The 26182-nt window shown below is 41.2% G+C and carries 28 protein-coding genes and 1 pseudogene; 18 read left to right on the top strand and 11 right to left on the bottom strand.

The window, feature by feature from the left end:
• The first annotated feature begins 2 nt into the window (after nt 1-2).
• The gene (locus IEE86_RS09010) at nt 3-1556 is read left to right on the top strand and encodes a fatty acid--CoA ligase family protein (protein WP_191096899.1); all 1554 of its coding nucleotides are present in this window, start codon (nt 3-5) and stop codon (nt 1554-1556) included.
• Nucleotides 1557-1570: 14 nt separating this feature from the next.
• Here IEE86_RS09010 and IEE86_RS09005 read toward each other — a convergent pair whose 3' ends face one another.
• Entirely contained in the window at nt 1571-1987 is a 417-nt protein-coding gene (locus tag IEE86_RS09005) for a YhfM domain-containing protein (RefSeq protein WP_191096898.1), read from the bottom strand.
• A 177-nt stretch (nt 1988-2164) separates the two neighbouring features.
• Between IEE86_RS09005 and IEE86_RS09000 the strand changes: the two genes are divergently transcribed.
• Nucleotides 2165-3448 carry a M48 family metallopeptidase gene (locus IEE86_RS09000; protein WP_191096897.1) on the top strand — a complete coding sequence of 428 codons (1284 nt, stop codon included), beginning with the start codon at nt 2165-2167 and terminating at the stop codon, nt 3446-3448.
• Between the two features lie 47 nt (nt 3449-3495).
• Here IEE86_RS09000 and IEE86_RS08995 read toward each other — a convergent pair whose 3' ends face one another.
• From IEE86_RS08995 to IEE86_RS08980, 5 genes and pseudogenes are all read right to left on the bottom strand, one after another.
• Complete coding sequence (locus IEE86_RS08995; RefSeq protein WP_191096896.1) at nt 3496-4641, bottom strand: serine alkaline protease SapB; 1146 nt, start codon at nt 4639-4641, stop codon at nt 3496-3498.
• A gap of 387 nt (nt 4642-5028) precedes the next feature.
• Complete coding sequence (locus IEE86_RS08990) at nt 5029-5613, bottom strand: histidine phosphatase family protein (protein WP_191096895.1); 585 nt, start codon at nt 5611-5613, stop codon at nt 5029-5031.
• A gap of 61 nt (nt 5614-5674) precedes the next feature.
• A complete protein-coding gene (locus IEE86_RS19670) occupies nt 5675-6190 on the bottom strand; it encodes a methyl-accepting chemotaxis protein (RefSeq protein ID WP_394336034.1) in 516 nt (171 codons plus the stop codon).
• Nucleotides 6191-6430: 240 nt separating this feature from the next.
• Nucleotides 6431-6970: pseudogene (locus IEE86_RS19665) on the bottom strand (protoglobin domain-containing protein); the annotation flags it as partial.
• A 91-nt stretch (nt 6971-7061) separates the two neighbouring features.
• The gene (locus IEE86_RS08980; RefSeq protein WP_191096893.1) at nt 7062-8594 is read right to left on the bottom strand and encodes an FAD-dependent oxidoreductase; all 1533 of its coding nucleotides are present in this window, start codon (nt 8592-8594) and stop codon (nt 7062-7064) included.
• A gap of 141 nt (nt 8595-8735) precedes the next feature.
• Between IEE86_RS08980 and IEE86_RS08975 the strand changes: the two genes are divergently transcribed.
• Nucleotides 8736-9596, top strand: coding sequence for an SDR family oxidoreductase (locus tag IEE86_RS08975; protein ID WP_191096892.1), 861 nt, complete (start codon nt 8736-8738; stop codon nt 9594-9596).
• Nucleotides 9597-9652: 56 nt separating this feature from the next.
• On the opposite strand, the gene IEE86_RS08970 is transcribed toward IEE86_RS08975, so the two are convergent.
• The gene (locus IEE86_RS08970) at nt 9653-9889 is read right to left on the bottom strand and encodes an IDEAL domain-containing protein (protein ID WP_191096891.1); all 237 of its coding nucleotides are present in this window, start codon (nt 9887-9889) and stop codon (nt 9653-9655) included.
• Nucleotides 9890-10178: 289 nt separating this feature from the next.
• On the opposite strand from IEE86_RS08970, the gene IEE86_RS08965 reads away from it, so the two are divergent.
• From IEE86_RS08965 to IEE86_RS08950, 4 genes are all read left to right on the top strand, one after another.
• Complete coding sequence (locus IEE86_RS08965; RefSeq protein WP_191096890.1) at nt 10179-10757, top strand: competence protein ComK; 579 nt, start codon at nt 10179-10181, stop codon at nt 10755-10757.
• A gap of 147 nt (nt 10758-10904) precedes the next feature.
• Entirely contained in the window at nt 10905-12011 is a 1107-nt protein-coding gene (locus IEE86_RS08960; RefSeq protein WP_191096889.1) for an alanine racemase, read from the top strand.
• Nucleotides 12012-12094: 83 nt separating this feature from the next.
• The gene (locus tag IEE86_RS08955; protein WP_224740876.1) at nt 12095-12454 is read left to right on the top strand and encodes a cupin domain-containing protein; all 360 of its coding nucleotides are present in this window, start codon (nt 12095-12097) and stop codon (nt 12452-12454) included.
• A 290-nt stretch (nt 12455-12744) separates the two neighbouring features.
• Nucleotides 12745-13224 carry a hypothetical protein gene (locus tag IEE86_RS08950; RefSeq protein WP_191096888.1) on the top strand — a complete coding sequence of 160 codons (480 nt, stop codon included), beginning with the start codon at nt 12745-12747 and terminating at the stop codon, nt 13222-13224.
• A 32-nt stretch (nt 13225-13256) separates the two neighbouring features.
• Here the strand turns inward: IEE86_RS08950 and pdxR are convergent, their stop codons facing one another.
• Entirely contained in the window at nt 13257-14696 is a 1440-nt protein-coding gene (gene pdxR, locus IEE86_RS08945) for a MocR-like pyridoxine biosynthesis transcription factor PdxR (protein WP_191096887.1), read from the bottom strand.
• A gap of 146 nt (nt 14697-14842) precedes the next feature.
• Here pdxR and IEE86_RS08940 point away from each other — a divergent pair, with 146 nt between their 5' ends.
• The 7 genes from IEE86_RS08940 (at nt 14843) to IEE86_RS08910 (ending at nt 21223) form a co-directional block, all read left to right on the top strand.
• Entirely contained in the window at nt 14843-16012 is a 1170-nt protein-coding gene (locus IEE86_RS08940; protein WP_191096886.1) for an MFS transporter, read from the top strand.
• 65 nt (nt 16013-16077) lie between these two features.
• The gene (locus tag IEE86_RS08935) at nt 16078-16353 is read left to right on the top strand and encodes a barstar family protein (protein WP_191096885.1); all 276 of its coding nucleotides are present in this window, start codon (nt 16078-16080) and stop codon (nt 16351-16353) included.
• Between the two features lie 164 nt (nt 16354-16517).
• Nucleotides 16518-17468 (top strand): ABC transporter permease, encoded by a 951-nt coding sequence (locus IEE86_RS08930; protein ID WP_191096884.1) that lies wholly within the window; start codon nt 16518-16520, stop codon nt 17466-17468.
• Nucleotides 17461-18411, top strand: coding sequence for an iron chelate uptake ABC transporter family permease subunit (locus tag IEE86_RS08925; protein WP_191096883.1), 951 nt, complete (start codon nt 17461-17463; stop codon nt 18409-18411). The genes IEE86_RS08930 and IEE86_RS08925 overlap by 8 nt, the downstream gene beginning before the upstream one ends.
• Nucleotides 18402-19160, top strand: coding sequence for an iron ABC transporter ATP-binding protein (locus IEE86_RS08920; protein WP_191096882.1), 759 nt, complete (start codon nt 18402-18404; stop codon nt 19158-19160). The genes IEE86_RS08925 and IEE86_RS08920 overlap by 10 nt, the downstream gene beginning before the upstream one ends.
• Before the next feature lie 22 nt (nt 19161-19182).
• Complete coding sequence (locus tag IEE86_RS08915; RefSeq protein WP_191096881.1) at nt 19183-20127, top strand: siderophore ABC transporter substrate-binding protein; 945 nt, start codon at nt 19183-19185, stop codon at nt 20125-20127.
• A gap of 139 nt (nt 20128-20266) precedes the next feature.
• On the top strand, nt 20267-21223 hold the full coding sequence (locus tag IEE86_RS08910) for an LCP family protein (protein WP_191096880.1): 957 nt from the start codon (nt 20267-20269) through the stop codon (nt 21221-21223).
• A 38-nt stretch (nt 21224-21261) separates the two neighbouring features.
• Here the strand turns inward: IEE86_RS08910 and IEE86_RS08905 are convergent, their stop codons facing one another.
• Complete coding sequence (locus IEE86_RS08905; protein WP_191096879.1) at nt 21262-21696, bottom strand: enoyl-CoA hydratase; 435 nt, start codon at nt 21694-21696, stop codon at nt 21262-21264.
• An 87-nt stretch (nt 21697-21783) separates the two neighbouring features.
• On the bottom strand, nt 21784-22146 hold the full coding sequence (locus IEE86_RS08900; protein WP_191096878.1) for a YhjD family protein: 363 nt from the start codon (nt 22144-22146) through the stop codon (nt 21784-21786).
• Nucleotides 22147-22305: 159 nt separating this feature from the next.
• Here IEE86_RS08900 and IEE86_RS08895 point away from each other — a divergent pair, with 159 nt between their 5' ends.
• Both IEE86_RS08895 and lepB read left to right on the top strand, forming a co-directional pair.
• Nucleotides 22306-22923 carry a TVP38/TMEM64 family protein gene (locus IEE86_RS08895; protein ID WP_191096877.1) on the top strand — a complete coding sequence of 206 codons (618 nt, stop codon included), beginning with the start codon at nt 22306-22308 and terminating at the stop codon, nt 22921-22923.
• Nucleotides 22923-23435, top strand: a complete 513-nt coding sequence (gene lepB, locus IEE86_RS08890) for a signal peptidase I (RefSeq protein WP_191096876.1) — start codon at nt 22923-22925, stop codon at nt 23433-23435. The genes IEE86_RS08895 and lepB overlap by 1 nt, the downstream gene beginning before the upstream one ends.
• A 36-nt stretch (nt 23436-23471) precedes the next feature.
• Here the strand turns inward: lepB and IEE86_RS08885 are convergent, their stop codons facing one another.
• A complete protein-coding gene (locus IEE86_RS08885; protein ID WP_191096929.1) occupies nt 23472-24617 on the bottom strand; it encodes an AbrB family transcriptional regulator in 1146 nt (381 codons plus the stop codon).
• A gap of 276 nt (nt 24618-24893) precedes the next feature.
• Here IEE86_RS08885 and IEE86_RS08880 point away from each other — a divergent pair, with 276 nt between their 5' ends.
• Together IEE86_RS08880 and IEE86_RS08875 are read left to right on the top strand one after the other, a co-directional pair.
• On the top strand, nt 24894-25316 hold the full coding sequence (locus tag IEE86_RS08880; RefSeq protein ID WP_024425495.1) for a BlaI/MecI/CopY family transcriptional regulator: 423 nt from the start codon (nt 24894-24896) through the stop codon (nt 25314-25316).
• Complete coding sequence (locus IEE86_RS08875; protein WP_191096875.1) at nt 25309-26148, top strand: M56 family metallopeptidase; 840 nt, start codon at nt 25309-25311, stop codon at nt 26146-26148. Before IEE86_RS08880 ends, IEE86_RS08875 begins: the two co-directional genes overlap by 8 nt.
• Nucleotides 26149-26182: the final 34 nt, after the last annotated feature.

The raw sequence follows: 26182 nt of genomic DNA, 5'->3' as shown, positions 1-26182 counted from the left end.
GAATGGATTTGATCAAAAATCTTGAGCAGACGGCGATGATGAAGGGAGAAAACATCGCACTGATCTTTGAAGGAAACAAATGGACCTATCGAGAGCTGATGACAAGTATCGAGCGCTTTGCAGATGGTTTAGTGAGCGAAGGGTTTCAAGCCGGAGATCATATCGCGCTTATTTTAGGAAATTCACCGCATTTCGTCATTTCTTTTTTTGGTGCATTAAAGGCAGGGCTTGTCGTTGTACCAGTCAATCCAACATACACGCCAAGTGAAATTGGCTATATGCTGATCACAGGTGATGTCAAAGCCATTGTTGCACCTGAGCAGCTTCTGCCAGTATACGAGCAGGTGTATGAACAGCTTCCTTCTATTGAAAGAGTGATCATTTGTGCAGAAAATGAATCTGCGTGCAGATCAAGCATCAAGGAAGTAGGTGATCGTCTTGTTTTCTTTGGAAAGCTTGTGTCTGGTGATGCGAAAGAAAACGTGCATCCTTCCATTCAGCCGGACGATACTGCGGTTATTTTATTTACATCTGGCACGACAGGAAAACCAAAGGGTGCGATGCTGACTCATTTCAACCTTTATTCAAATGCGAGAGATATTGGAGAGTATCTATCGATTGATGAAAAGGACAAGGTCATTGCCGCTTTGCCGATGTTCCATGTATTTTGTTTAACCGTCTGTATGAATGCACCACTGATTCATGGCGCGACCATTTATGTATTGCCGCATTTCAGCCCCTCAGAGCTTTTGCGCATGATGGAAAAAGAGAAACCAACGCTATTTGTTGGTGTTCCCACCATGTATAACTATTTGTACCGCCAAGACGGTCATGATGAAGCGATGTCATCAGTGAGAATTTGTATTTCAGGCGGTGCCTCCATGCCTGTTGCCTTACTGCACGGATTTGAGAAAAAGTTCGGTGTCACGGTCCTGGAGGGCTATGGATTATCAGAGGCCTCGCCAGTAACTGCTTTCAATCCTCTTGATGGAAAAAGAAAACCAGGTTCAGTCGGGACTGACATTATGAATGTGAAGAATAAGATCGTAAATGAACTTGGAGAGGAAGTTGGTCCGAATGAAGTCGGAGAGCTGATAGCAAAAGGACCAAACATTATGAAAGGCTATTATCAAATGCCAGAAGATACTGAAGCCGCACTGAGGAATGGGTGGCTGTATACTGGTGATCTGGCGAGAAGAGATGAAGATGGATATATTTATATTGTCGATCGAAAAAAGGATATGATTCTTGTTGGTGGCTATAATGTCTATCCAAGAGAAGTAGAAGAAGTGCTTTATCAACATGAAGCTGTGGCAGAAGCCGTTGTCATCGGTGTGCCAGATCCAAACACAGGTGAGGCAGTCGTCTGTTACATTTCCCCTAAGAAACATGCTCACATCAATCAAGAAGACATCATCACACATTGTTCACGCTATTTGGCAAAATATAAGCAGCCCCAAACGATCCATTTCATAGATGATATTCCAAAAAACACAACAGGTAAAATTTTAAGAAGAGCGCTAAAGGACAAGTATCAAGTAGAAGAAAGTAAATAAAAAGGGGGAGTCTCTTATGAGGAGGCTCCCTTTTGAATGGCTTCTTTTAATTGTTTTTGAAAAGAATTTGATTGTTTTTGATTCAGTTCATAATACGTGCCATCTACTAAAAAAACGACCTGAGATCGATTCGTCCATAGCTGAAAGGTGGTCCCGTTTGTTCGTCCAAACATGACTTTGGCAATATAATCAGGTTTTTTTATATTTTTCTTAAGATGATTGCTTGTTTGTTTGCCTTTGTTTAATTCTTCAATTAAATCTTCAGCTGTGTCTTTATCATCTATTTCATACGAAATGGACTGATTCGTCGGTGAAAGCAATAATTTTTCTGCTCGATTCTCATCGAATATGTCACCAGTCCGGCTAAACACATAAAAGAAGGTGATTAGTAAAAGTCCAAAGATCACAATTCCTGCAAGGATTTTCTTCATTTTGATCCTCCAACTCACTGTTTTATAAGTAGCTTCTCCGATTTTATAGAAGCATAATCATTTTTTTCGCGAAAGCTTTTTCAGATAGGGCATGCTATGATGGAGCCAAATAAGACAGGTTCTAAACAAAAATGTGCGTGATTAGAATAAAGAGAGGAATGGAAAGGAGGCTGACCTGTGCGAGTACGTAAATGGGTAGCTCTTGCAACGGTAGCATACATAGTATATGGTCTTTTTATTTATTCTTATTTGTTTCTAATGGGAGATTCATCGGTTCCTGAAAGTGTGAAAGGAACAAGTGCAGACCCGCATACATTTATGACAAGCCATGAGCTTGTCATCAGCGAGAATTTCTCGAACATACGTAACCTGCTGTACTTTATCACAATCCCGTTAGATTGGTATGTCTTTTTCCTTTTGCTTATTGCAGGTTTTTCACGGAAATTAGCAGACTGGAGCTTGGCAGCAGCCCGCTTCACCTTTTTAAGCAAACTTGTATATGTGTTTGTGCTGTCGCTTCTGACAATGCTGATTTCATTGCCAATTAAGTGGGTTGGCTATCAGCTGTCTTTACACTACGGAATATCTGCACAAAGTACGGCAAGCTGGTTAAAAGATCAAACATTGGATTTCTGGATTCAATATCCCCTCCTTGCCCTATGTGCTATTGTGTTTTTTTGGCTCATTCAAAAGAGAAGAAAGCGATGGTGGCTGTATGCCTGGTGTTTAACAGTCCCAGTCACTCTGTTTCTCTTCTTTATACAGCCGGTTGTCATTGATCCGCTGTACAACGATTTTTACCCTTTAAAGAATCAAGCTCTTGAGAAAAAAATATTAACGCTTGCAGACAAAGCGCATATCCCAGCAGATCATGTATATGAGGTGAATATGTCTGAGAAAACGAACACAATGAACGCTTACGTCACAGGAATTGGTGAAAATAAGCGCATTGTCTTATGGGACACGACGCTTAAAAAGCTCAAGGATCAGGAAATCTTATTTATCATGGCGCATGAAATGGGTCATTATGTTATGAAGCATGTCTATATTGGTCTAGCTGGATATTTAGTACTGTCACTGGCAGGCTTCTTTGTAGTGGACCGTCTTTATTTTTACTTTTATGAAAAGGGAACCGTCTTGTTTCGGTTGAAGGGACCACAGGATGTCGCTGCTCTTCCGCTTCTTTTGATTATTGTATCGATGCTATCATTTGCAGCTTCCCCTTTTACAAACGCTGTTTCAAGGCATCAAGAACAGGCAGCTGATGAATATGCAGTGAACCTGACAAAAGATGGAGAAGCGGGGGTGACGTCTTTTCAAAAACTTGCAAAATCAGGTCTGTCTCAAGTCAATCCACCTCTTCTAGTCAAAGTATTTCGCTATGGACATCCGACGATGATGGAGAGAATCGTGGATATGGAAAAAGCAGCGAAAAAAGAGAAAACGTCAAGAAAGCCATAAACAAATAAAATCCGGCTGGGTCAGCCGGATTTTTTTGTCACACTTGTTTAGTTTGAAGCCGCTTGAACGTTAATTAACCCTTTTCCGTAATAGAATGAGTTACCAAGCGGTGTTGCTGTGTTTTCTAAGCGCTGGCGAACCTGTGAATTTGATAGGTTCGGGTTTTTAGAAAGAATAAGCGCTGCTGCTCCTGCTACATGAGGAGACGCCATAGACGTTCCAGTATAAGAGGTGTATCCACTGCTTGGCACTGTACTTAAAATAGAAGTACCAGGCGCGGAAACATCTAATTCAGGACCTGCGCTAGAGGATGAGTTTCTGACATTGCTGCTGTTCACATTGGCAACGGCAATTGTAGAATCATATTTTGCCGGATAGCCAACAGTACTAGTAGAGCCAGTGGAGCCTGAATTACCTGCAGCAGCAACGACAACGATTCCGCGGTTGTTTGCTGTATCAACAGCATTTTTCAGTGCTGTTGAACCGCTTGCTCCGCCTAAGCTCATATTGATGACATCCATGTTATTGGCAACAGCCCATTCAATACCGCTAATAATCCAGCTGTATTGTCCATCTCCGTTTCGATCTAACACTTTAACGGCATATAAGGAGGCGCTTGGAGCGACCCCAAGAACACCAATTGTGTTATCAAGGGCAGCAATAGTTCCGGCTACGTGAGTTCCATGTGATTGAAAGTCTTGTGTGGCATTTGGCTCTGAAGGGACGAAGCTGGCACCGCCTGCAACATTTAAGTCAGGGTGTGCGGCGTGGATACCAGTATCAAGGACAGCTACTTTGACGTTAGCACCTTTATAACCTTGAGCGTGTACAGCTGGAGCTTTGATTTGAGGGATACCATAAGGGACGGTTTGTGCATATGCTTCTGCTTTGTGGTCTTCTTCTACATAAGCAATGCTAGGGTCATGCTCGAGTTTTTTTGCGGCTTGTTCGGACATTTTTACTTGTGCAGCATTAATGAGCCGATATTGCTTTTCGAGTTTTCCGCCATTTTGAGTCACCGCATGTTTCTTAGAGCTGTTTGTGGTGGCAGAAGCTTTAAAGCCAACGATATAGCTTTTTTCACTATCTGATTTTGAGACAGTCTCGGCATTTGCCATCGAGCCTCCAAACCCTGCTGAAAACAGAAGAGGGACAGCCAATAAAACACTTGTCATCACATTTTTCTTTTTCACGCACGTTCCACATCCCTTTTTTCTTATTTCAGAATAATCATCCGTAGTCTATAAGAATGATCCGTTTGATTATTCTGTATTTTCAGTTTAATGGAAGTAGGCAAATAAGAGTAGACCTGAATTTTTGTGAAAGTCCTAGCGAAAATTAGGGAATTAAGTCGCTTGGAATAGATGGTAAATTATGTTTGTTTTAGTTTTTCTTTGTTTTCCTATTAAAAAGGGAGGATGCTTTTATTCACACAAGTCATTTCAGGATAAACTTTCGATACCCGAAAAGCCATAAAATAGGCAGGAAAGACTAGCATCTATTTCGAATTTCGATATAAAAAAATATTATTTTATCATTGTTTCTTTCATAAAAAAGAACCTGCTAAGATAACAGGTTCTTTAAGAAGAGGAGATCTGCGTTAAATGGCTGATCACGTTGTAATCACGCACCTTCCATTTACCATCTTTCCATTCCACATAATTTAAGCAAGCATTAACAAGTCTCGTGTTCTGAAGATCCATTTGCTCGTCTGCTAAAGTGGTAAGTAAGGCGTGGATGGCAGCACCGTGCGCCACGATCAGGACATGTTGATCTGGATAGGCTGCTCTGACCTTTTCAATCCCTTTTAACATTCGATCTTGCATCGTCTCAAGCGGTTCCATATTTGGATACTGTTTATCTGGAAACAGCTTTTGGCGCTCCTCAAACGACATGCCTTCAGCGTCACCATAATCACGTTCAATGAAATCGTCCATGATGACAAGAGGGGCATGTACATGCTTTAAAATCAAATGAGCGGTTTCTTTCGCCCTTGATAATGGACTGGAAATGACAACATCCCAATGGACATCCTTTAAGTAAAGTCCAGTTTGTTCAGCCTGCCATTTACCTGTGTCGTTTAAAGGGATATCTGTTCGCCCTTGAATTCGTTTCGCTGCATTCCAATCGGTTTCTCCGTGTCTGACTAGGCAAATTGTTGTCAATCAAATCCCGCCTTTTCTCTCTTTTCTTCTATTATACTAAAGTAGAAGAAAAATGACTGGATTAGCGATTTGTCAGACTAGTCAAGGATTCGACTGAGCTGGCAACTTGGGAAACCGTTTGTTTGACTTCCTTCAACTCGTTTAGGAATGTTTGGAGATCTATTTCAATTTTTCCGTTTTGGTTTTTACTTAAGTTCATGCTGCTCACGATATCATCGAAAAGCGAATTGATTTGAGTCATTTTTTCTTTACTGTCCGTCACAAGTAAATTCACGTCTGCGATATGCTGTGACACAATGGCGATTTGTGAATTTGTGTTATTGACGAGTTCAGACACAGTTGAAACCGTTTTCTTAGTGTCCTCTGATAATTTTCGAACCTCGTTTGCGACGACAGCGAAGCCTTTTCCATGTTCTCCTGCACGTGCAGATTCGATGGAGGCATTTAAAGATAACAAATTCGTCTGCTCTGCAATGCCTGTGACGATTCCAAAGATTTGTTCAATCTGTTTGGCGATTTCTTCTAAACGCTTAATTTCTGTTTCAATCTTTGTCATGCTGCCATCAATTTGATTCATCTGTGTTTGCTGAATTTCTAATTCCTTTTTACCGCCGATTGATTTTTCCTCCACCTGTGCAGAAATTTGCGTTCCAGCCTGTGACATATCCGCCATTTCATCAGATTTTGATACAAGCTTGTCCACTGCACTTGTTGTGTTGGAGAAGAGAGAAGCAAGAGAATTTGAGGTTTCTGTAATTTTTGTATGAAGCTCTTGCTGCTGTTCTTCCGCTTCATCACGAATTTTAGAATATTCATTTTGGAACGTATCTAGGACAAGCTGCTGCTCTAAATTTAAAATTTTCGTTGTCGCTTTGACTGCCGTCTGATATTCTTTGAAATCCTGGATATGGTGGGCAAATAAATCCATAATCGAAAGCAAAAGGTCTTGGAATGCTGCCATGTACCATTTAGGCTGGAGGCCAATTCGTAAATGAACTTGCGCAATTTTAATTCTTTTTGCCACGTAGGTATCGTCAATCACACCTGCAAACATTTCGCTAATATGAATACGGAGTGTTTTTTTCAAACGATCGACGGAACTATTGTCTTGAATGATATGCATCAACGAAGACTCTACTTCTAAATTTTTATAAAATTTATCAACGATATGTGCAATATCATCTTGAACGATTGGATTCAATTGTTTCAGTATAAAAAGGTCTTGCTGCGTTAGGTCAATCATTTTGATTTGTTTGGCAATGTCCGTATTCTTCGAAAAATTGATTCGTTTTATCCCATCATCCTGCTGTGTGAAAAAAGCAGTGTTTTTTCTTTTAGTATCTTTTTTAAATAACAATGTTATTGTCCCCCCATAATCATCACAAATATCAGACTTTATGTTTTTTATCGGATAATCTTGGATTTTTTAAAGGGAAACCAGTGAAATTTTACTGTTCTTTATATGACCTTTTTAGTGGTTTCTTTGCTGGACCTTCTACCACTTCCCCAGTAATTGAAAAACGAGAACCGTGACAAGGGCAATCCCAGGTGCGGTCACTATTATTCCAAGCGACTTCACAGCCTAGGTGAGTACAGGTTGTATCGACAAGAAAGACCTTCCCATCCTCTGATTTAAAGGCACCGCATTTCTTATGTTCATAAGATACAATGCCGCCTTCGCCAGGTTTTAAATCATCAACGGTTTGATCCGTTCGTTCTATTTTACCGCTGATCAGCTTGGCAGCAACATTGGTATTTTCTTTTATAAAATTTTTGACGAATGAGTCTGAAACAGAGCGTGATGGTGTAAAAATCGATTCGTAGGGATTCGATTTCCCCTCAATTAAATCACCGATAAGAGTCGCTGCGACATGGCTTGTGGTCATCCCCCATTTTCTAAAGCCAGTAGCGACGAAGAGATTCGGGTGGTGTTTGGTCAGGTGGCCAATGTAAGGGATTTGATCCATTGTGACCATATCGTGCGTCGACCAGCGATAAAGAACCTCCTCAATTCCAAGTGTGTCTTTTCCGAACTTTTCCAGTGATTCATAGTGTGCGGATTCATCTCCGCCTTGGCCGGTTTTATGGCCTTCTCCTCCGATAAGAACGACTTCTTCACCATGAAATTCTGCCGTTCTTAAAGAATGAGCTGGCTGATCAATTCCTAAGTACATGCCGTCTGGAAGCGGCTTTTTTGTTTTAGCTGCTATCACATAAGATTGTTCTGGATGCATTCGCGTGAAATAAAGTCCTTTCCCATCATAAAAAGGAAAGTGTGAACAGGAAATAATAAAGCGGCCCGTCAGATGATGCCCGCTTTTTGTGACGACAGCAGGGCGGTTTCCTTCTTTCACATCAACAGCGAGTGTGTGTTCAAAAATACGTACACCTCGTTCTAGGAGCTTGTTTATTAGTGCATTTAGATAATGAAGGGGATGAAACTGAGCCTGCTGCATCATCGCAAGGGCCGCTTTGATGTCAGTGTCAAAAGGAAGCGCAGTTTTCCATTCTCGGTCAATGCCGAGCTGTTTGTAGGCATCTAATTCCTTTTTTAACTTTTTTACGCCGCTTTCTTCCTTTGTATAAAGGTAAGCATCTTTTTCCTCTAGCTGACAATCGATGCCCTGCTCTTTGACACGTGATTGAATGAGCTCTTTTGCCTTCTCATTTGCTTCTACATACAAACGTGCTTTTGGCATGCCAATTTGCTGAATCAGTTCATAATAGTATACATCGTGCTGTGAGGTGATTTTAGCTGTCGTGTGTCCGGTCGTTCCTTGCAGCAATTGATCGGCATCAATGATGATGACATCCAGTCCGCGTTCTGTCAGTTCAAAGGCAGTAGCGATACCGGTAATACCGCCGCCGACAATGACCACATCTGCTGTATGATCCTCACTTACAGCAGGAAAGGAATGCTTCTGACTCTCTGCTAACCATAACGATGTTGCCTGTTCCATTCCTTTATGTTCTTGATTCATGTTGTCGCCTCCAGTTATATGATGTGTATAATTTTTCCACAATACAGAAAATCATACATTGGAATGGAAACTAGTACGACATACATAAAAAAATAGACAACACATAAAAATAAACAAGATAAAAGGAAGGAGTGGAATAACGTGTCAACAAAGCAGCCGAAGAAAACATTGCCGCCTCAGCATCAGAGTGAACGTCCGGGTCTTGAATATAAAATGAACCCTAGACCTGTTTTTGATCGAGAGGTGCGGGATAAAAAGTTAGCGGGGAAAACGGCTATTGTGACAGGTGGAGACAGCGGGATCGGAAGAGCAGTCTCTGTCTTATTTGCGAAAGAAGGTGCCAATGTCGCTATTGTTTACTTGAGTGAACATCGTGATGCAGAGGAAACGAAGGACTATATTGAAAAGGCGGGAGGCCGCGCCATCTTAATTGCAGGTGACTTAGGGGATGAGGCTTTTTCAAATGAGGTCGTTAAAAAAACGAAGGATGCTTTCGGTTCCATTGATATTTTGGTGAACAACGCAGGGGAACAGCATCCACAAAAAAGCATTGAACAAATAACCTCGCATCAGCTTCTTCGAACATTTCAAACGAATATTTTCGCCATGTTTTATTTAACAAAGGCCGTGCTGCCTCATTTAAAGAAAGGAAGCAGTATCATTAATACAACATCCGTCACAGCCTATAAAGGGCATGAAACCTTAATTGATTATTCTTCAACGAAAGGGGCGGTTGTGACATTTACCAGATCGTTGTCCTTATCGCTCATTAAGCAAGGGATTCGAGTGAATGGGGTTGCTCCAGGGCCCATTTGGACGCCGCTGATTCCATCAACTTTTACAGAAAAGGAAGTCTCTGAATTTGGCGGAGATGTCCCAATGGAAAGGCCTGGTGAGCCAGTAGAGCTTGCACCAAGTTATTTATTTTTAGCGAGTGAAGACTCGTCTTACATGAATGGACAAATCCTGCATGTGAATGGTGGAACCATTTTAAATGGATAAACAAAAAACTTGCGGTAAAGAGACGAGTTGCTGTCTCTCTGCCGCAAGTAAAATCATTATGATTCATGTAAGCAGTGCTCTGCATATTGAGCTGACAGGTCATTGAAGCGCTTTTCATCACGCTGATCCAGTGCCTTATCAATCTCTTCTCTAAGGAAGGTTAAGCGCTGTTTATAAAGCGCCTCATCTAAAACCATTTGAATATAGATGTCTAAAATAGTGACGCCGTTTTCTTCGGTTTTTTGGGTGTTGCGGGACTTCATGAGCTCAGCATACGTTTTTTTCTCTTTCATAAAGAATCCCCCCGATGCCTTTTTTATAGTATATGGATTGCTGGAGAAAAAATCAACAAGAATTTATAATTTTTAGACAATTTATTTTTGAGCAAAATCGACACCTCTTGTCCAATCGACAGAATGCGATATACCTTTAAAAATGCTTTTTAGATAGATCGAATGGACTAAAAAATAAGATAAAAAGATGATTTTAAATAAATTTTGAAAAAATCCTGTCGTTTCTTATACGTTGGTGATAGATTAATAGTATCTAAAATAACCAAAAATTAACACAGGAGGAAATGAAGTGTCAGGAATTAGTGAAGCACCTTTAGATTCATACGTCATTAATCAAACAACGATGGCGATCCTTCCGGTTGAAGAAGGAAAAAGAGTATATTCAAACGTGATAGAAAGAGAGACGAGCTTTTACGTCGAATTAAAGCCGCTGCAAATCATTGAGCGAAGCTGCAGATTCTTCGGCTCAAGCTATGCAGGTAGAAAGGCGGGAACATACGAAGTAACAGGTATTTCTCATAAGCCTCCAATCGTGATTGACTCATCCAATCATCTGTATTTCTTCCCAACGTATTCATCAAATCGTCCGCAGTGCGGCTGGATCTCCCACAAATACATTCATACCTTCCAGGAATCATCCCTTGGGGACACGGTTGTCACTTTTACGAATGAGCAAACGGTCAAACTAGATGTCTCCTATAAATCATTTGAGAGTCAGGTGCACCGGACAGCGTATCTTCGAACGAAATTTCAAGATCGTCTTGATGGAGGTCTTCCTAAAAAACAAGAATTTATGCTGTATCCAAAGGAGCAGCAGCTTAATCTTGTATACGATTTTATATTAAGAGAACTTCGTAACAAATATTAACTCAAAACCAGTGGCAGGCAGTCGCTGGACGCCTTTACTAGCACGAGATTAGCATATCGTTCTTTTATTATTGTATAAAAAAATATATAATTTAATTATAATGTATAAAAATTTATATGGTAAGTGGCAGTGAAAGGGGATATGATGATGACTTATGATGAACTGGATACACCGGCGCTATTAATTGATAAACGGGTGATGATGGAGAATATATCCGCTATGCAGCAATATGCGGACCGTCAGCAAGTCAAACTGCGTCCGCATACGAAAACCCATAAAACGCCTAGGCTTGCCAAGCTGCAGGAGGAGATGGGCGCATTTGGTATAACTGTGGCGAAAGTAGGTGAAGCTGAGGTGATGGCAGCGAATGGACTGACAGATATCTTTATCGCCAATCAAATTGTAGGCGAGACAAAACTAAAGCGAATTCGAAAGTTGGCAGAGTCAATCCATATTTCATTCGGTATTGATTGTGTAGAGCATGTTCATCAAATTGAACATGTCTTTCGTGGAGCAGAGAAAAAAGCTGAGGTTTTAATAGAGATAGAGGTTGGCGAAGGAAGGTCTGGTGTGATTGAAGAGAGTGATTTCCGTCACATCTTACAGACCATTCAGACATGTGCCTCCGTTCATTTAAAGGGGATTTTCTCTCATGACGGACATACGTACCAAGCGGAAAGTAAGGAACATTGTCTGGCATTGTATGAAGACGCTGTGAATCGCTCGCTTCAGTTTGCACAGATTGCTGAAGAAGCAGGTATGCTACTCGAAGTGGTAAGCATTGGGTCAACACCGCCATTCTTGTTTCAATTTGATATTCCAAAGGGAGTTACTGAAATCAGACCAGGCACCTACATCTTGATGGATGCTTCTCAGTCCAACGTGATCGGCTCATTTTCACATTGTGCGGCAGCCGTGCTGACGACGGTGATCAGCAAGCCAACAAAGACTCGGGTTATTACAGATGTTGGAGCTAAAGGGCTGACGGCACAAACCCGTACAAAAGGGCTGACCAAAACAAAGGGATTAGGCAAAGTGAAAGACTATGATGATGTATTTGTTTCAAGTGTATTTGATGAGCATGCTATTATCTATCATGAAGGCTTCCGCCAAAGCGTCCAGATCGGCGAGAAGGTGCAAATCATTCCAAATCATATTTGTCCCGCTGTCAATCTTCATGAAAAAGCATATCTCATTCAAGAGGGTGAAGTAGTAGAAGAGCTTGAGGTTGCTTGTAAAGGTAAGCTTCAATAAACCCAGTTAGAAGAATAATAGAGTCTACTGCCGCTTATGCGGAGCAGGGTTAAAAGCAGTTTAAATCAGAGGGGGATCACAGATTGAAATCAATTCATCTAAAAGAAAAACTCACAACATTTACTGAACATTGGTCACCGAAGGTCATTGCAGAAATGAACGATGTGCAATTTAAGCTTGTGAAAATACAAGGTGAATTCGTTTGGCATCAGCATGATGACACAGACGAAGTATTTCTCGTTATTGCTGGCCAGATGGGAATTGAATTTAGAGATGGCAAGGTCGAACTGCATGCAGGTGAAATGTACGTGATCCCAAAAGGAAAAGAACACAAACCATACGCCAAAGACGAATGTCATGTCATGCTCGTTGAGCCGCGTGGAGTCGTCAACACAGGGGATGCCTCTTCAAAGCTGACAGCAGAAAATGATGTGTGGATTTAATGCAAAGCGAAAAGACGCCGAAAGGGGTCTTTTTTTAGGAAAAATCATGAAGATGAATTCATTGAAACCAAATACATATGTCTAGTCGTCTATTGACTGTATCGGTAGATAAGTGACAGGGAAATGTGGACCCTTAGACGTGTTTTCATCAATTTGTTCATAAATCACAGAAGTGACAAGAGCCGTCTGTTACAATAAAAGATATCATTTCTTGCAAAGTGTTCGTTTTGGTAAAGGATGCACATATTTGACCGATATGAACGAATGGGAATTAGAAATGGAGGCTCTGTATGAAAAAACGATTGCACTTGATGCTGCTATTCACTGTGACAGTGACATTACTAGCAGCCTGTCAACAAGCAGGTCAGTCGCCTTCAAAACAAGACACAAAGGAAGTTGCGTATGAACAATGGGTTCAGCGTTATATGGATGAGTTAAATGAAGCATATGAAAACATGACCGACCAATTTATTTCAGATGGACATGGAAAGATTCAAGCAAATGAAAAATTGGCAAAAGCGACGAAAGCATTTGATCGTGTGATTCAAAAAGGATTAGCTCATCAAGAAGTTCCGGCTACTTACAAACAGGCTGACAAACAATTAAAGACAGGCCTTGCTTCATTTAAAAAAGGGATCGACCAGGTGGAAAAGCTGTTGAAGCGTCCCGACCAAGAAAAGCTGTTTATTTCCGCTACCCATCATCTGCAAGATGGATTGCAGCAGACAGCCGCATTTATGGAAGAAGTAGGTCGCATTCAGCAATCATGAAAAAAGCTTGGAAGCTCACTTCCAGGCTTTTTTTAGATGTGAAGTATGTTCGTTAAACGGCGCACGCCCTCTTGAATCATTGCTTCATCTGTACAGGCGAAACCAAGTAGCAATCCCTTTCGATTGCTTTCATAGCAATAAGGGCTTAATGGATAAATTCCGACACCGGCGGCTTTAGCAGCCTCAATACTGCCTTTTTCATCAAAGTTTGGCGCTGCTTCTAAAAAGACATGAAGGCCAGTATCGGTTCCATATATATGGAAGTGCTTGTGAAAGTGATGCGTCAAAAGAGCGTCCATTATAGCTTCCTGCCTTTTTTTATAAAGCTGTCTCATTCGTCTAACATATCGTGTGAATTCTCCTTCTCTAAAAAAAGAAGCGAGTGTGATTTGTTCCATGATCGGTAGCTGCCTTTGGATGAGTGATTGTAGCGCAGCGATTTCTTTGATAACCGCTTTGGAGCCGATGATTGCAGCAAGGCGGATGCCAGGTGCCAGCACCTTTGAAAAGCTTAAGGTGTAAATCACATGATCGGGTGCTTCTGAGAATAAGGAAGGGAGCGGCCCGCCATGATAACGATAATCCCCATCAAAATCATCCTCTAATATATAAGATTGATGGCTGACTGCAAACTGTAGCAGCTGCTGTCTTCTGTTTACACTCATACATACACCGGTTGGACGCTGATGGGAGGGAGTCACAGCGATCAGCTTCGTTCGCCCGGGCAGTGTGCTTACGATCATTCCTTCTTCATCTACTGGTGCGGGGTGGATGTTCATTTCACGATGTAAAAACGAAAGCCTTGCCCCAGGAAAACCTGGATCTTCAACAGCAACCGTATCGCCTTTTTTGAGCAGTACTTGTGAAATTAAGTCAATGGCCTGCTGCGTGCCTCCTGTTAACACCATTTGATCCTCTTCTACATCGATTCCACGTTCAACCGATAAGTATTGGCGTATTTCTGAGCGTACTTCCCATAATCCGTGCGGGGAAGTATAGCCCCAATCCTTCATGTCTAAACGCTGTAATGCTTTCATCAGCGAGCGCTTCCATATGTTTTGAAAATGTTCGTCGATGGCTGGTTCTTGATGGCGAAAGTCAATATCGAGTTTCTCATGAAAACGATTGGCCGAGAGCCAGTGATCCATTTGTTTTTCAGCCTCGTCAAAATGAGGTCTAACGGGAAGTGCGAAGGGTGGCTCACTTTGGCGGGGAGTGAAGGATTCGTATTGGTCACTTGAGATGACCTTTGTTCCGCCTCTTCTAGATGTGCTGACATATCCTCTTGCCAAAAGTTCATCGTAGGCAAGCTGTACGGTTGATCTTGATACGTTTAGTTCCTGTGCTAATACGCGTGTTGGTGTTAACTGATCGTCAGGATGTAGTTTTTGTGAATGTATTTTTTGAATGACCTCAGCTACGATTTGCTGCCATAGCGGGGTTGAGCTTGAGCGGTCTAAATGAATATACATGAGGCACCTTCTCTCTTTATCACGTGATCATATGATGACATGGAATTATGGACTGGTCAACAGAGTCGTTTTTGGATGTAGGAAGTAATCCAAAAGATGTGTAAACTGTTGTCACATGTCATTTACATAATAGAGGAGAGAGTCACATGATTCCTGCAACAAAAGAAGAAACGGCACAACGATCCATGCTGCCATTTATTTTCGTTTTATTTGGTCTTTTCATGATTACGACCGCTGTGAACCTGCAAGTGCCGCTTTATACGGTGTATGCAGATCAAGCAGGATACGGAAAAGCGGCAACAGCACTTGTATTTGCTGCGTATGTATTCGGACTGATTCCAGTATTGCTTTTTCTCGGCGGTATTTCTGACCGTGCTGGGCGCAAACCCATTTTATTGGTTGCGCTTTGCTTTTCGTTATGTGCCACCCTGTTGATGACCGTTGCCCCTTCTATACAGATGCTCTTTGCTGCCCGGCTTTTGCAAGGAGTGGGGCTTGGTCTAAGTGTTGGAACATGCACGGCCTATTTGATTGCTTTATATCCAGAGAAATCCGGCTGGATCCCTACTTTTATTGCATTATGTAGTTCGGTTGGGTTTGGGGGAGGTGCTCTTTTTACAGCGCTTCTTTCTTTTCAAGGTGTGTCACTCACGCCGCTTAGCTATTGGATTGTGTTGGTCTTTTTGATGATAACCATCATAGGTATTTTCTTTTTAGTACCTCCTGTACAAGGAGATCTAGGTAAACCATTGATGAATCTGCCAAGGTTTCCAAAAGGCACGATGCCAGCGAACTTGGCCATTGCCATCGCATGGTCGGTGTGCGGGCTTGTCATTTCGATTTTGCCAGCACAGCTCAAATTAACTGGCTATGAATTATGGGTAGGGCCAGCGCTGTTTTTGATTAATATGGCAGGTGTCCTCATGCAGCCCTTTGTTCGTAAGATGAATAGCACAGTAGCGCTCCGTGTGGGATTTATCTGTCTTCCGTGCGGATATGGTCTCTTGTTATTCGGTGCAAATATCGGTTCCATCTCTCTTGTGCTTGCCGGAACCATGCTTGCGGGCACTGCTTGCTATGGATTTACTTATTTAGGTGGCCTTCAGCTTATTGTTGAGCGAGGGAAGAAGGAGGCGGCTAGAGCCGTTGCAGGGTATTACTTGTTTGCTTATTTAGGTCTTGGCATTCCGAGTGTTTTTGTCGGACTTTTTGCTGATATGTACGGTACTCAGATGGTGTTAACCCTCTTTTTCTTGATCGTTTTGGCTGCCTGTCTCATCCTGTTGATCACAGGCTTTAGGCAGAAACAAAAGTGAGATATCCATCTTTCTCTTTCCCCTTCAATTCGTTTAAAATAAAGGCAAGAGAGGGGAAGATGAATATGAAAAAAGTGCAGCTGGACGGCGCGGCGTGCAGGTCGCAAGAAGAGCTTCATGATCAGCTAAAAACAGTTTTACACCTTCCTGACTATTACGGGAAAAACCTTGATGCTCTTTGGGACTGTTTGACAGGAGAAGTGAACCTTCCGGTAGAGCTGACATGGGTGAATTTTCAAACGAGCAAAAAAGAGCTTGGCGATTATGCAGAGAGCTTGCGGCAGTTATTTCAAGAAGCAGAAGAGGAATTGGAGGGACAATTTCAACTGCACATTCAATAATTTAGGAAAAGCAGCTGTTTGTAAGCTGTTTTTTTATGAACTGCGATTCTTCCTCATTCCGGTATTGAATATTTCACTAGATGTGATAATATATGTACTGTCGCTTAATTGATAATGATAATCATTTATAGCGGAGAGAGCTTGATAGAAAGTGAGAAACCTGTATGAAGCTGTATCAATTAAGTTTGTTATTTGTGTGTTTGGCGTGTGCTTCACTGTTTGTCGGTGTACAGGATCTGTCGATTTTGCAGATATTTCATCTAACCGATGAACAGATGCATACCTTATGGTCAAGTCGTATTCCGCGGCTGATGAGTATAGTTCTTGCTGGCATGAGCCTTAGTTTATGCGGATTTATGATGCAAAGCATGACGAGGAATAAATTTGTTTCACCAACCACTGCAGGAACGATGGATTGGGCCAAGCTTGGTATTTTAGCAGCGATGCTCATCTTTACACATGCGAGCCCGCTCATGAAAATGGCAATTGCCTTTCTATTTACTTTAGCTGGCAATCTTCTTTTCTTAAAAATTCTACGCCATATTAAGGTGAACGATACGATCTATGTACCGTTAGTCGGTTTAATGTTTGGCGGGATCGTCAGTTCAATCTCTACGTTTATAGCTTATAAATATGATCTGATCCAAAACGTGTCCGCATGGCTTCAAGGGGATTTTTCTCTTATTGTTCAGGGGCGTTATGAGCTGCTCTATGTGAGTGTTCCTCTTTTGATCATCGCGTATTTATATGCTGACCGCTTTACAGTGGCGGGCATGGGCGAGAGCTTTGCCGTCAACTTAGGTTTAACGTATAAACGTGTGATGGCGGTTGGTTTGGTGATCGTTTCGATGATTACGTCTGTCACCATTTTAACTGTCGGAATGCTGCCATTTCTTGGCTTGATCATTCCTAATATTGTATCGATCTACCGCGGCGATCATTTGAAAAAAAGCCTCCCGCATACAGCCTTACTAGGAGCTATTTTTGTTTTGATTTGTGATGTGCTCGGAAGGGTGATCATTTATCCATATGAAATTTCTGTTGGGCTCATGGTGGGCATCATCGGAAGTGCGATCTTCCTGTACATGCTATTAAGGAGGAAACGCTATGCATAAGAAACGTACATTATTCCTCATTGCAGCCATTGCAGCGGCGCTGATCGTGATCTTTGTCGCCTTTCAAATGGGATACTGGCAGTACACAGTCCCGAGCCGTTTAAAGAAAGTGCTTGCGATGACATTGACGGGAGGCGCGATTGCCTTTTCATCTGTTGTGTTTCAAACGCTGACTAACAATCGAATCTTAACGCCAAGCATTTTAGGTCTAGACGCACTGTACTTGTTTTTGCAAACAGCGATGATTTATCTGTTTGGATCGACCAATTGGATGATCGTCAATAAGAACCTGAATTTTTTCCTTTGCGTTGGGCTGATGATTCTTTTTTCTGTGCTGCTATATACGATGATGTTCAAGCGCAAAAACAAGCATATTTTCTTACTACTACTTGTTGGGATTGTCTTTGGTACATTGTTCAAAAGTCTTTCTTCCTTTATGGAAATGCTGATTGATCCGAATGAATACCAAGTGGTACAGGATAAATCCTTTGCAAGCTTTAACCACATGAATACGGATATCTTACTCATTGCCTCTGTTTTATTCGTGGCGCTATGTCTTTATATTTGGACATTCCGCTCCAAATTAGATGTGATGTCCTTAGGAAAGGAACATGCGGTGAATCTAGGGATTGACTATGACAGCATCACAAAAAAGATGCTGATCGTGATTGCCGTCCTTGTGTCTATCGCAACGGCTCTTGTCGGACCTATTACATTTCTTGGCTTACTCGTTGTGAACGTGGCAAGAGAGCTATTTCGTACATACCGGCATACGTACTTGCTACTAGGCTCTTTTTTCATCAGTGTCATTGCCCTTGTAGGCGGGGAGTTTCTTGTAGAAAAGGTATTTACCTTTGAAACGCCGCTGAGTGTGTTGATTGATTTAGTCGGCGGATTGTATTTTATTTATTTACTGTTAAAGGAGAGTCGTTCATGGTCTTGATGAAGGGAGTCAGTAAGACATATAACGGAAAAACAGTGCTACACGAAACAACTGTCAGTGTGAAAAAAGGACACCTGACCTCTCTCATTGGTCCAAATGGCGCAGGCAAGAGCACACTTTTGTCCATCATGAGCCGACTGATTCAGCCAGACTCAGGTGCAGCTTATTTAGAAGACAAACCTTATAGTGCGTATCCCCCGCAGGAGCTTGCGAAGAAGATGAGCATTTTAAAGCAGTCCAATCACATGAGTGTGCGCCTGACCGTTCGGGAGCTTGTCAGCTTTGGCCGTTTTCCTTACTCACAAGGTCATCTGACAAAAGAGGATGAGAAGATGATTGATGTGTCGCTTCAATACATGAGGCTCATTGATATCCAGCATCAATACTTAGATGAATTAAGCGGTGGACAAAGGCAAAGAGCCTTTATTGCAATGGTGCTGGCTCAGGATACGGATTATATTTTCCTAGATGAGCCTTTAAACAATCTGGACATGAATCATTCTGTTGAGATGATGAAGCTGTTTCAGCAGCTCGTTCATGATCTTGGGAAAACGATTGTTGTGGTTCTCCATGATATTAACTTTGCCTCTGTGTATTCCGATCATATCGTCGCCTTAAAAGATGGGCAGGTGATCAAAGAAGGCGGAGTCGATGAAGTGATTCAAACAGATGCACTTGAACAAATTTATGACATGCGCATACCGATTGAAGTCATTCGTGGTGAGCGCATTTGCTTATATTTTTCTTAAAAAAATGAAGAGGTGATCTATTATGAAAAAATGGATTTGGATAATGACTGTATTAACAGCGATTGCTGTACTCGCTGCCTGCGGGAACCAAGGAAAAACAGAAGGAACAAAAGAGGAAACGGTCACGGTAAAAGACATGCTGAATAAAGATGGCGTGAAGATCAAGAAAAACCCGAAAAAAGTGGTTGTGTTTGATATGGGAAGCCTTGATACGCTGGACAAACTAGGTGTGAACGTGACAGCTTTACCAAAACAAGTTGTGCCTCAATATTTATCCAAATATGAAGGTGACAAATATGAGAATGTTGGCGGATTAAAAGAGCCGAACTTTGAAAAAATCGCCGAGTTAGATCCAGATTTAATCATTATCCAGCATCGTCAAGCAGATGCCTTCGATGAATTTTCTAAAATTGCCCCTACCATTTATATGGATGTAGACAATGCCAACTATATGGAATCATTTAAAAAGAATGCCACGACGTTAGGGAAGATTTTTGATAAGGAAGACAAAGTCAAAGAAGAACTTGCAGCCATTGATCAAAAAGTGGATGCATTAAAGAAACAAGCAAAAGAGTTAAAGAAAAATGGTCTTGTGATCATGGCGAACGACAGCAAAATGACTGCTTTTGGTCCTAAGTCAAGATACGGTCTCATCCATGATGTGTTTGGGATCACTCCTGCAGATCAAAAGCTTGAGCCATCTGATAAACACGGTCAAAGCATTTCGTATGAGTACATGGTCAAAACGAACCCAGATTACCTATTTGTCGTTGATCGAGGTGCAGCGATTGGAGAGGAAACTTCTGCAAAGCAGCTTGTTGAAAATGATTATGTGAAATCAGTCAAAGCGATCAAGAACAACCATGTGGTGTATTTGAATTCTGACATGTGGTATTTATCTGGCGGCGGTCTTGAATCATTGACTGCCATGATTGATGAAGTGAAACAAGGAATTGATCAAAAATAAAGGATGAAAGGCTGCTCATTTTGAGCGGCTTTTTTATTGTGGATTCATAAAAATATGTTGCATGCAGGAAACTTTCATCGAAATATGTTATAGTGGAACCTACATTGATAGACTAAGATAGAGTGAGGGTTCGGAAAGGATGAAGGAAAAAACAAGATCAAAAAGAAGGCTGAGACCTTGGGTGAAAGCCGTGCTGTTTATCATGGCATTTGTCATGGTGATGGCGGTATCTGTGACAGGATACGCCTATTATAAAATTACAAAAGCGTCGAATAAGGCGCAAGTCTCTTTAGAAAGAGGAGATACCTCGCAAAAGCGTGTGAAAGCCTTTGATCCAGGGAAGGATAGCTTTTCGGTGCTGCTGCTTGGAATTGACAGCCGTCCAGGTGAAACAGTAGATGAAGCAAGAAGTGATGCAGTCTTACTGGCGGCGGTGAACCGAACAGAGAAAACGATCAAGCTCCTCAGTATTCCTCGTGATTCTTATGTAGATATTCCGGGAAGAGGATATGATAAAATTGCCCACGCTCATGCGTTTGGGAGTGCAGATTTATCAGTGAAAACGGTAGAAAACTTGTTGAACATTCCAGTAGACTATGTGATTTCAGGGAACTTTAAGGCATTTCAAGACATTGTAGACGAGCTAAATGGAATTGAAGTGACCATTGAAGATGAAGGCATCGCAAAACAAATGGAAAAGGATTCAAAGGGAAAAGTTCATGTGCAAACAGGAACGCATACATTAAATGGCGAAGAAGCATTAGCCTTTGTGAGAACGAGAAAGGCAGATAGTGACCTCATGCGCGGAAAGCGACAAATGGAAGCACTTCAAGCCATCTTTGAAAAATCTAAATCTATTTCTTCGATCCCTTCATATGACAACATCATTGATACACTTGGTGATAATGTCTCAACCAATCTGTCCATGAAGCAGTTTATCGGTCTTTTCCCTTTACTGAGCTCATTGAAATCAGTGGATACGATTCAGTTAAAGGGCCATGATTATCAGCCTGGGAATGTGTATTACTTTGAGTTAGATGGAGCGGGATTAGAAGAAGTCAGAACAGAGCTGAGAGAGCAGCTTGAATTATCATAAATGAGAAGGAGCCTGCCGTCGTGGCAGGCTTTTTTCTTTTAATAGTAAAGGGTTGCAGGCATCGTTGGGTACCAGACGCCATTTAGAGCAAGCGCCCAGCCATACACTTTTTGACCGGATTCAATTTTATCCTTCACTGAAATAAGCGTTTCGTAGGAAGTGACTTGATAAGCCTGTCCGGTTTTTTTAGCGACAATAACAGATAAAATATTGTCATTGAATACACTTGGCTCTTCATCATTACTCGTCCAAGCAATGCGCTGATAATAGCTTGAGTTAAAATAATTTTCCAGTGCCTTTACTTCAAACTTCACGCGTTTTCCAACAATGGAAACTGTTGTGTAGGCTACACTTGTAAATTGAGCGGGTGCTGCTGGTTCCGCTTTTCTTGCTTGGATTGGTTCTGTTGCAGAAATTGTGCTGGGCACAAGTAATCCTGCGGCTAAAGTAAGTGCTGCTATTTTTTTGATCATCTTTTTAGTTCCTCCTCATTTTTGGTATAATTATCCATTCGACAAAAACGGAAGGATCCCTTTATTTTTGTAAAATATAGCCATTTTTTATTTTGCTTGATTGAGAAAATAACGAGTAAGCAGTTCCTCTACACGATGCCGTATACGAGGATTAAAGTATTTATGCTTTTCCTCATAGCCATTCATGATAAACAAATATGTCGTAAACCCTTCATCGTGATCAATTTGCTGTACTTTCATTTTTTCCTTACGTAAATGCTGCTTCAGTTGATAAAGTGCCTTTTGAGCTTCCTGTAATGTAGAGGTGACAAGCTGAATATATGGTTCATTTAGTTTAAATGTTTGATGTTCTTTTAAGTGTGTCAAATCACGGTTAAGGATGGAGATGACCATTGGGAGAAAGATGGCCTGTTCCATCATCTGAAGCTGCACGCTTGATAGTCTTGTCATGTCCATGCCTGCTTTCTTTAAAAATAGAACATTTGTTCCTATTCATTATATCGGATGAGTCAAACAATCTCAAGGGGGAGATGAGAGGGATTCATTTGTATATTTTTATGTTTTCCATGTAAAATGAAAAGTAGACAAACCTTGAAGGAGTCAAATAAATTGCCATCATTTCTTTCCATCTTTACTCATGAAAATATCACATCATTTTTTGAAAGCTACAAGGCCTTTGGACCAATTGTCGCCATATTGCTCCCTTTAATAGAAGCATTTCTACCGTTTTTACCTCTTGTTGCGTTTGCTGTGGCAAATGCAAATGCATTCGGCCTTTGGGAAGGCTTTTTACTGACCTGGATCGGTGCAAGTGCAGGGTCTATTCTTGTCTTTTTACTGATCAGAAAATTTGGGCAGATGAGAATGCTGAACTTTATCAGCAGACACCCTTCCATTAAGAAATTGATGCTTTGGGTGGAGAAGAGGGGATTTGGTCCGTTATTTATTTTACTCTGCTTTCCTTTCACGCCTTCTGCTGCCGTCAATGTAGTAGCTGGTCTATCAAGAATTAGCATCTGGCAATTTTCATTAGCCGCCTTATCAGGTAAGTGTGTCATGCTCTTTATCATTAGTTTTATTGGCTATGATCTATCTGCTTTAGTAAAGAATCCGTTAAGAAGTGTTTTTGCGGTTCTAGTTATTGCTTTATTATGGTATGTTGGAAAGAGAGTAGAAAATAGGCTGAACATTCGAATGAGCAAGCGTGAGGACAAAGGAGGCTCTTAATGAAAAAGAAGCCATTGCTATGGGTGATGATTATTACATGCATCGTCTTATTGTTCCAAGTAAAGAATTTCATGTTTGTCACGTACAAAGTAGAAGGGGTTAGTATGGACCCAACATTTACAGATGGAACAGAATTATTAATCAATAAGCTCTCACCAAAACTCACGAAAATTAATCGGTTTGATTATGTACTATTTCATGGACCTAAAAATCAAATTTTGATCAAACGGGTCATAGGGCTTCCGGGAGAAACAATCAAGTATGAAGATGATCAGTTATTTGTCGATGGTGCGAAGTGGAAGGAACCCTATTTAAAAGAACAGAAAAAACATAAAATGGGGAACGTCCTGACAGGGGATTTTCAGCTGAAAGCCATTACAGGACACGATAAAATACAAAAAAATCATTACTTCGTGGTCGGAGATAACCGGATACATAGCTTTGACAGTCGGCATTTTGGGACCATCTCAAAGGACCAAGTAGTCGGTGTAAAGAAGAATAACGATAAATAAAAAAAGAGGCACTCTGCTTATGCAAAGCGTCTCTTTTTATTTTGCAGCTTTATAATCCGTCTGTCTTTTTGCCCAGACATGGTGTAAAAATCGAAAAAATGGTGGTAGCATCGCAATAACAAGAATAATTCTGACGACTTGTACAGCCACAACAAAGGTAGAATCCTCGTGAAGTGTGACCGCTGTTGTGGCCATTTCTGCAATCCCACCAGGGGAAAAGGCAAGAATAGCTGTAATGACAGAAATACCTGTGATTTCTGCTATGGCAATAGAGCTGAGAACAGTCGCAGCAATCAGTCCGGCTGAGCTGACGACGGCCACAATGAAGGTGTTTTTCAGCCCAACAAACATCTGTTTATTCATTTTTGAACCGATGGTTGCACCTAGACATATCTGTGACGCAATATTTGCTTGTGCTGGCCAATAAGGAATCAAATCATGACCTGTGAGCGCACCTGCACCTACTTGAAGAGCTGCGACGCCTAACATGCTGCCGATCAGCCAAGGGGCAGGAAAATGGAGACGAACCGCTAGGCGTGACATAAGCCAGGCCCCTATAATAAGCGCAGCGGTCCACGAGATGTTTGACAAGGTGAAAATACCTGATGAGAAGGCACTGCCTTGCGCGGCTACAGCTGCACCCGCTTGATTTTTTGTATTTAAATAGAACACCGTAAATGGGATGGTGAGTACAACCATTAATACACGTATCGTTTGTACGAGACTCACAACAGCAGTATTTGCACCAACCTCTTGGGCAATCCCCGGCATAGCGGATAGACCGCCTGGGGCAGTTCCGACAAAGCTTGTCAGCATATCTGTTTTGCTCAGCTTCCATAAGGCAAAGCCAGAGAGCATCGCTAGTAAAATAGAAAAGACGAGCATGAAACTGACAGGGAGCCAATTATCAGCGAAAATGTGAAGAACCTTCATGTTCATTTTCTGTCCAAGTTCGATTCCGAGAATGAATTGACCAAGGAGTAGCCATCTGCTGTGAATACGTAAGGTGCTAGTTCCTTTACGCTGAAACAGGGTGGGGCGGCGCATGGCAATAAATGCAGCTGTGATTAACGTGCCAACCATCCAGCCAATAGACATTCCTGTTAAAGACAAAAGAAATCCACCCAAACCGCTTATTGCGATCAGAATGAGATCGGCTCGAAGGCTGTTTCCTTGTTTCATCACATGTAAACCTTCTTCCTATATGTTTGTTCAGTAAGTGAAATGTTGTTAAGTTTACTATAATACAAAAGTCTCTATAAATAAAATACGAATTTTTTTACCATTTTCATAAGATTATCTTATCGTTATGATGTTTCATTTATCTTTATATGAAAATATCGAATTTATATAAAAAGATAGAATGTTTACAACAATATACAACGATTTTCCCCTATTTTTGTTATGAGTTGACTATCATTTTCAATTACACTACACTACATAGTGTGAGGTGGTAACATGAAAATTCCTTCTTTTAAATATAACGAAAAGGGATTGAATCGTTTTTTCGGTCCTTTAGAGGGAAGAATTATGGAGATCCTTTATCAAGGTGAGGATATGCCGATTAAAGAGGTGCAGCAGAAGCTGTCAGATGAGAAGCCGATTAATTTCAACACGGTGATGACTGTGCTGAACCGCTTAACCGAAAAAGGAATTGTGGAAAAGAAAACAAAAGGGCGTTCATCTATTTATAATCCCATTTTAACAAAAGAGGAATTTTTAAATGAGCAAACAAAATGGATTACGCAAGGGCTGATGGATGATTTCGGTCCACTGGCGGTGAATCATATGGTGGATGCGATTGAAAGTGCTGATCCAGAATTACTCAAAGTACTTGAAGCAAGACTAGCATCCAAAAAAGAGGAGCAGCAAAATGAATAAAATGAAGTCGAGTCTGCTGTTTTTAGGTGGTATATTGATTGGTTTAGCCATTTTTTATCAGATGGGGTATTACGTGCTCTCAAGCTTTTTTGGCTGGAATCAAGCATATAATCTGATCCATGTATGCCAGTCTGTTCTCGAATTCTACGGATTTACTCCTTTAAAATATTTTCTGGATGCTTTAGTCCTCTACACATTGGGATTTGCGGTTTTCTATATGACGAAGCAAATGAGAAAGTACATTCAATTCAAACGAAATATGATGGTGGCAGTCGATCAGGAGTTAACCGATTTTCTATCAGAGAAATATGCAAACGACATCATTGTTTTTCATTGTCATGAACCCCTTGCTTTTGCAATGGGCATGCTTCATCCAAAGGTTTACTTATCAACAGCTTTAATGGACATGCTTGATGAAGGGGAGGTTGATGCGGTTGTTCATCATGAATTGCATCACAAATACAGCTATGACCCTTTAAAGGCTTTCGCTTTTTCAATGCTCACAAAAGTCATTTGGTACATTCCAGTATTAAAGCATATGAGACAAAGTTATTCCGTTTTTCGTGAAGTGATTGCAGATGACTATGCTATTCAGCAGACAGGAACGGAGCTTGGAGTAGGGCAGGCTCTTTTGAAACTCATTAAAAAGAGAACCCAGTTTCAAAAACAAACGAAGTTTGCGGTGTCCTTTGGGGATCGGGCGTTGAATTTAAGAATACAAAAGATTTTAAACCCAACCTATAATATTCCTTTCAATGTACCACTCATTCCAATCGTCACATCAGCCATCCTCATGGTGGCTTTAATGATTATGCTCAACCTAAATTACTAATTTTTTTTACTTATTCACATTACATGTTGTAGTG

Source organism: Bacillus crepusculi (genome assembly GCF_014764715.1).
Lineage (GTDB): Bacteria > Bacillota > Bacilli > Bacillales > Bacillaceae > Bacillus.
The sequence above is the reverse complement of the archived record's forward strand: the minus strand, read 5'-3'. Positions and strand labels throughout refer to the sequence as shown.

What these genes read in the sequence shown, in the direction of transcription:
- IEE86_RS08900 (WP_191096878.1), bottom strand. Translation starts at nt 22,146, where the DNA reads ATGACAAGACTATCAAGCGTGCAGCTTCAGATGATGGAACAGGCCATC.
- IEE86_RS08960 (WP_191096889.1), top strand. Translation starts at nt 10,905, where the DNA reads ATGACTTATGATGAACTGGATACACCGGCGCTATTAATTGATAAACGG.
- IEE86_RS08925 (WP_191096883.1), top strand. Translation starts at nt 17,461, where the DNA reads ATGCATAAGAAACGTACATTATTCCTCATTGCAGCCATTGCAGCGGCG.
- IEE86_RS08940 (WP_191096886.1), top strand. Translation starts at nt 14,843, where the DNA reads ATGATTCCTGCAACAAAAGAAGAAACGGCACAACGATCCATGCTGCCA.
- IEE86_RS08880 (WP_024425495.1), top strand. Translation starts at nt 24,894, where the DNA reads ATGAAAATTCCTTCTTTTAAATATAACGAAAAGGGATTGAATCGTTTT.
- lepB (WP_191096876.1), top strand. Translation starts at nt 22,923, where the DNA reads ATGAAAAAGAAGCCATTGCTATGGGTGATGATTATTACATGCATCGTC.
- IEE86_RS08885 (WP_191096929.1), bottom strand. Translation starts at nt 24,617, where the DNA reads ATGAAACAAGGAAACAGCCTTCGAGCCGATCTCATTCTGATCGCAATA.
- IEE86_RS09010 (WP_191096899.1), top strand. Translation starts at nt 3, where the DNA reads ATGGATTTGATCAAAAATCTTGAGCAGACGGCGATGATGAAGGGAGAA.
- IEE86_RS08905 (WP_191096879.1), bottom strand. Translation starts at nt 21,696, where the DNA reads ATGATCAAAAAAATAGCAGCACTTACTTTAGCCGCAGGATTACTTGTG.
- pdxR (WP_191096887.1), bottom strand. Translation starts at nt 14,696, where the DNA reads ATGTATATTCATTTAGACCGCTCAAGCTCAACCCCGCTATGGCAGCAA.
- IEE86_RS08910 (WP_191096880.1), top strand. Translation starts at nt 20,267, where the DNA reads ATGAAGGAAAAAACAAGATCAAAAAGAAGGCTGAGACCTTGGGTGAAA.
- IEE86_RS08915 (WP_191096881.1), top strand. Translation starts at nt 19,183, where the DNA reads ATGAAAAAATGGATTTGGATAATGACTGTATTAACAGCGATTGCTGTA.
- IEE86_RS09005 (WP_191096898.1), bottom strand. Translation starts at nt 1,987, where the DNA reads ATGAAGAAAATCCTTGCAGGAATTGTGATCTTTGGACTTTTACTAATC.
- IEE86_RS08875 (WP_191096875.1), top strand. Translation starts at nt 25,309, where the DNA reads ATGAATAAAATGAAGTCGAGTCTGCTGTTTTTAGGTGGTATATTGATT.
- IEE86_RS19670 (WP_394336034.1), bottom strand. Translation starts at nt 6,190, where the DNA reads ATGAATCAAATTGATGGCAGCATGACAAAGATTGAAACAGAAATTAAG.
- IEE86_RS08930 (WP_191096884.1), top strand. Translation starts at nt 16,518, where the DNA reads ATGAAGCTGTATCAATTAAGTTTGTTATTTGTGTGTTTGGCGTGTGCT.
- IEE86_RS08920 (WP_191096882.1), top strand. Translation starts at nt 18,402, where the DNA reads ATGGTCTTGATGAAGGGAGTCAGTAAGACATATAACGGAAAAACAGTG.
- IEE86_RS08970 (WP_191096891.1), bottom strand. Translation starts at nt 9,889, where the DNA reads ATGAAAGAGAAAAAAACGTATGCTGAGCTCATGAAGTCCCGCAACACC.
- IEE86_RS08950 (WP_191096888.1), top strand. Translation starts at nt 12,745, where the DNA reads ATGAAAAAACGATTGCACTTGATGCTGCTATTCACTGTGACAGTGACA.
- IEE86_RS08980 (WP_191096893.1), bottom strand. Translation starts at nt 8,594, where the DNA reads ATGAATCAAGAACATAAAGGAATGGAACAGGCAACATCGTTATGGTTA.
- IEE86_RS08935 (WP_191096885.1), top strand. Translation starts at nt 16,078, where the DNA reads ATGAAAAAAGTGCAGCTGGACGGCGCGGCGTGCAGGTCGCAAGAAGAG.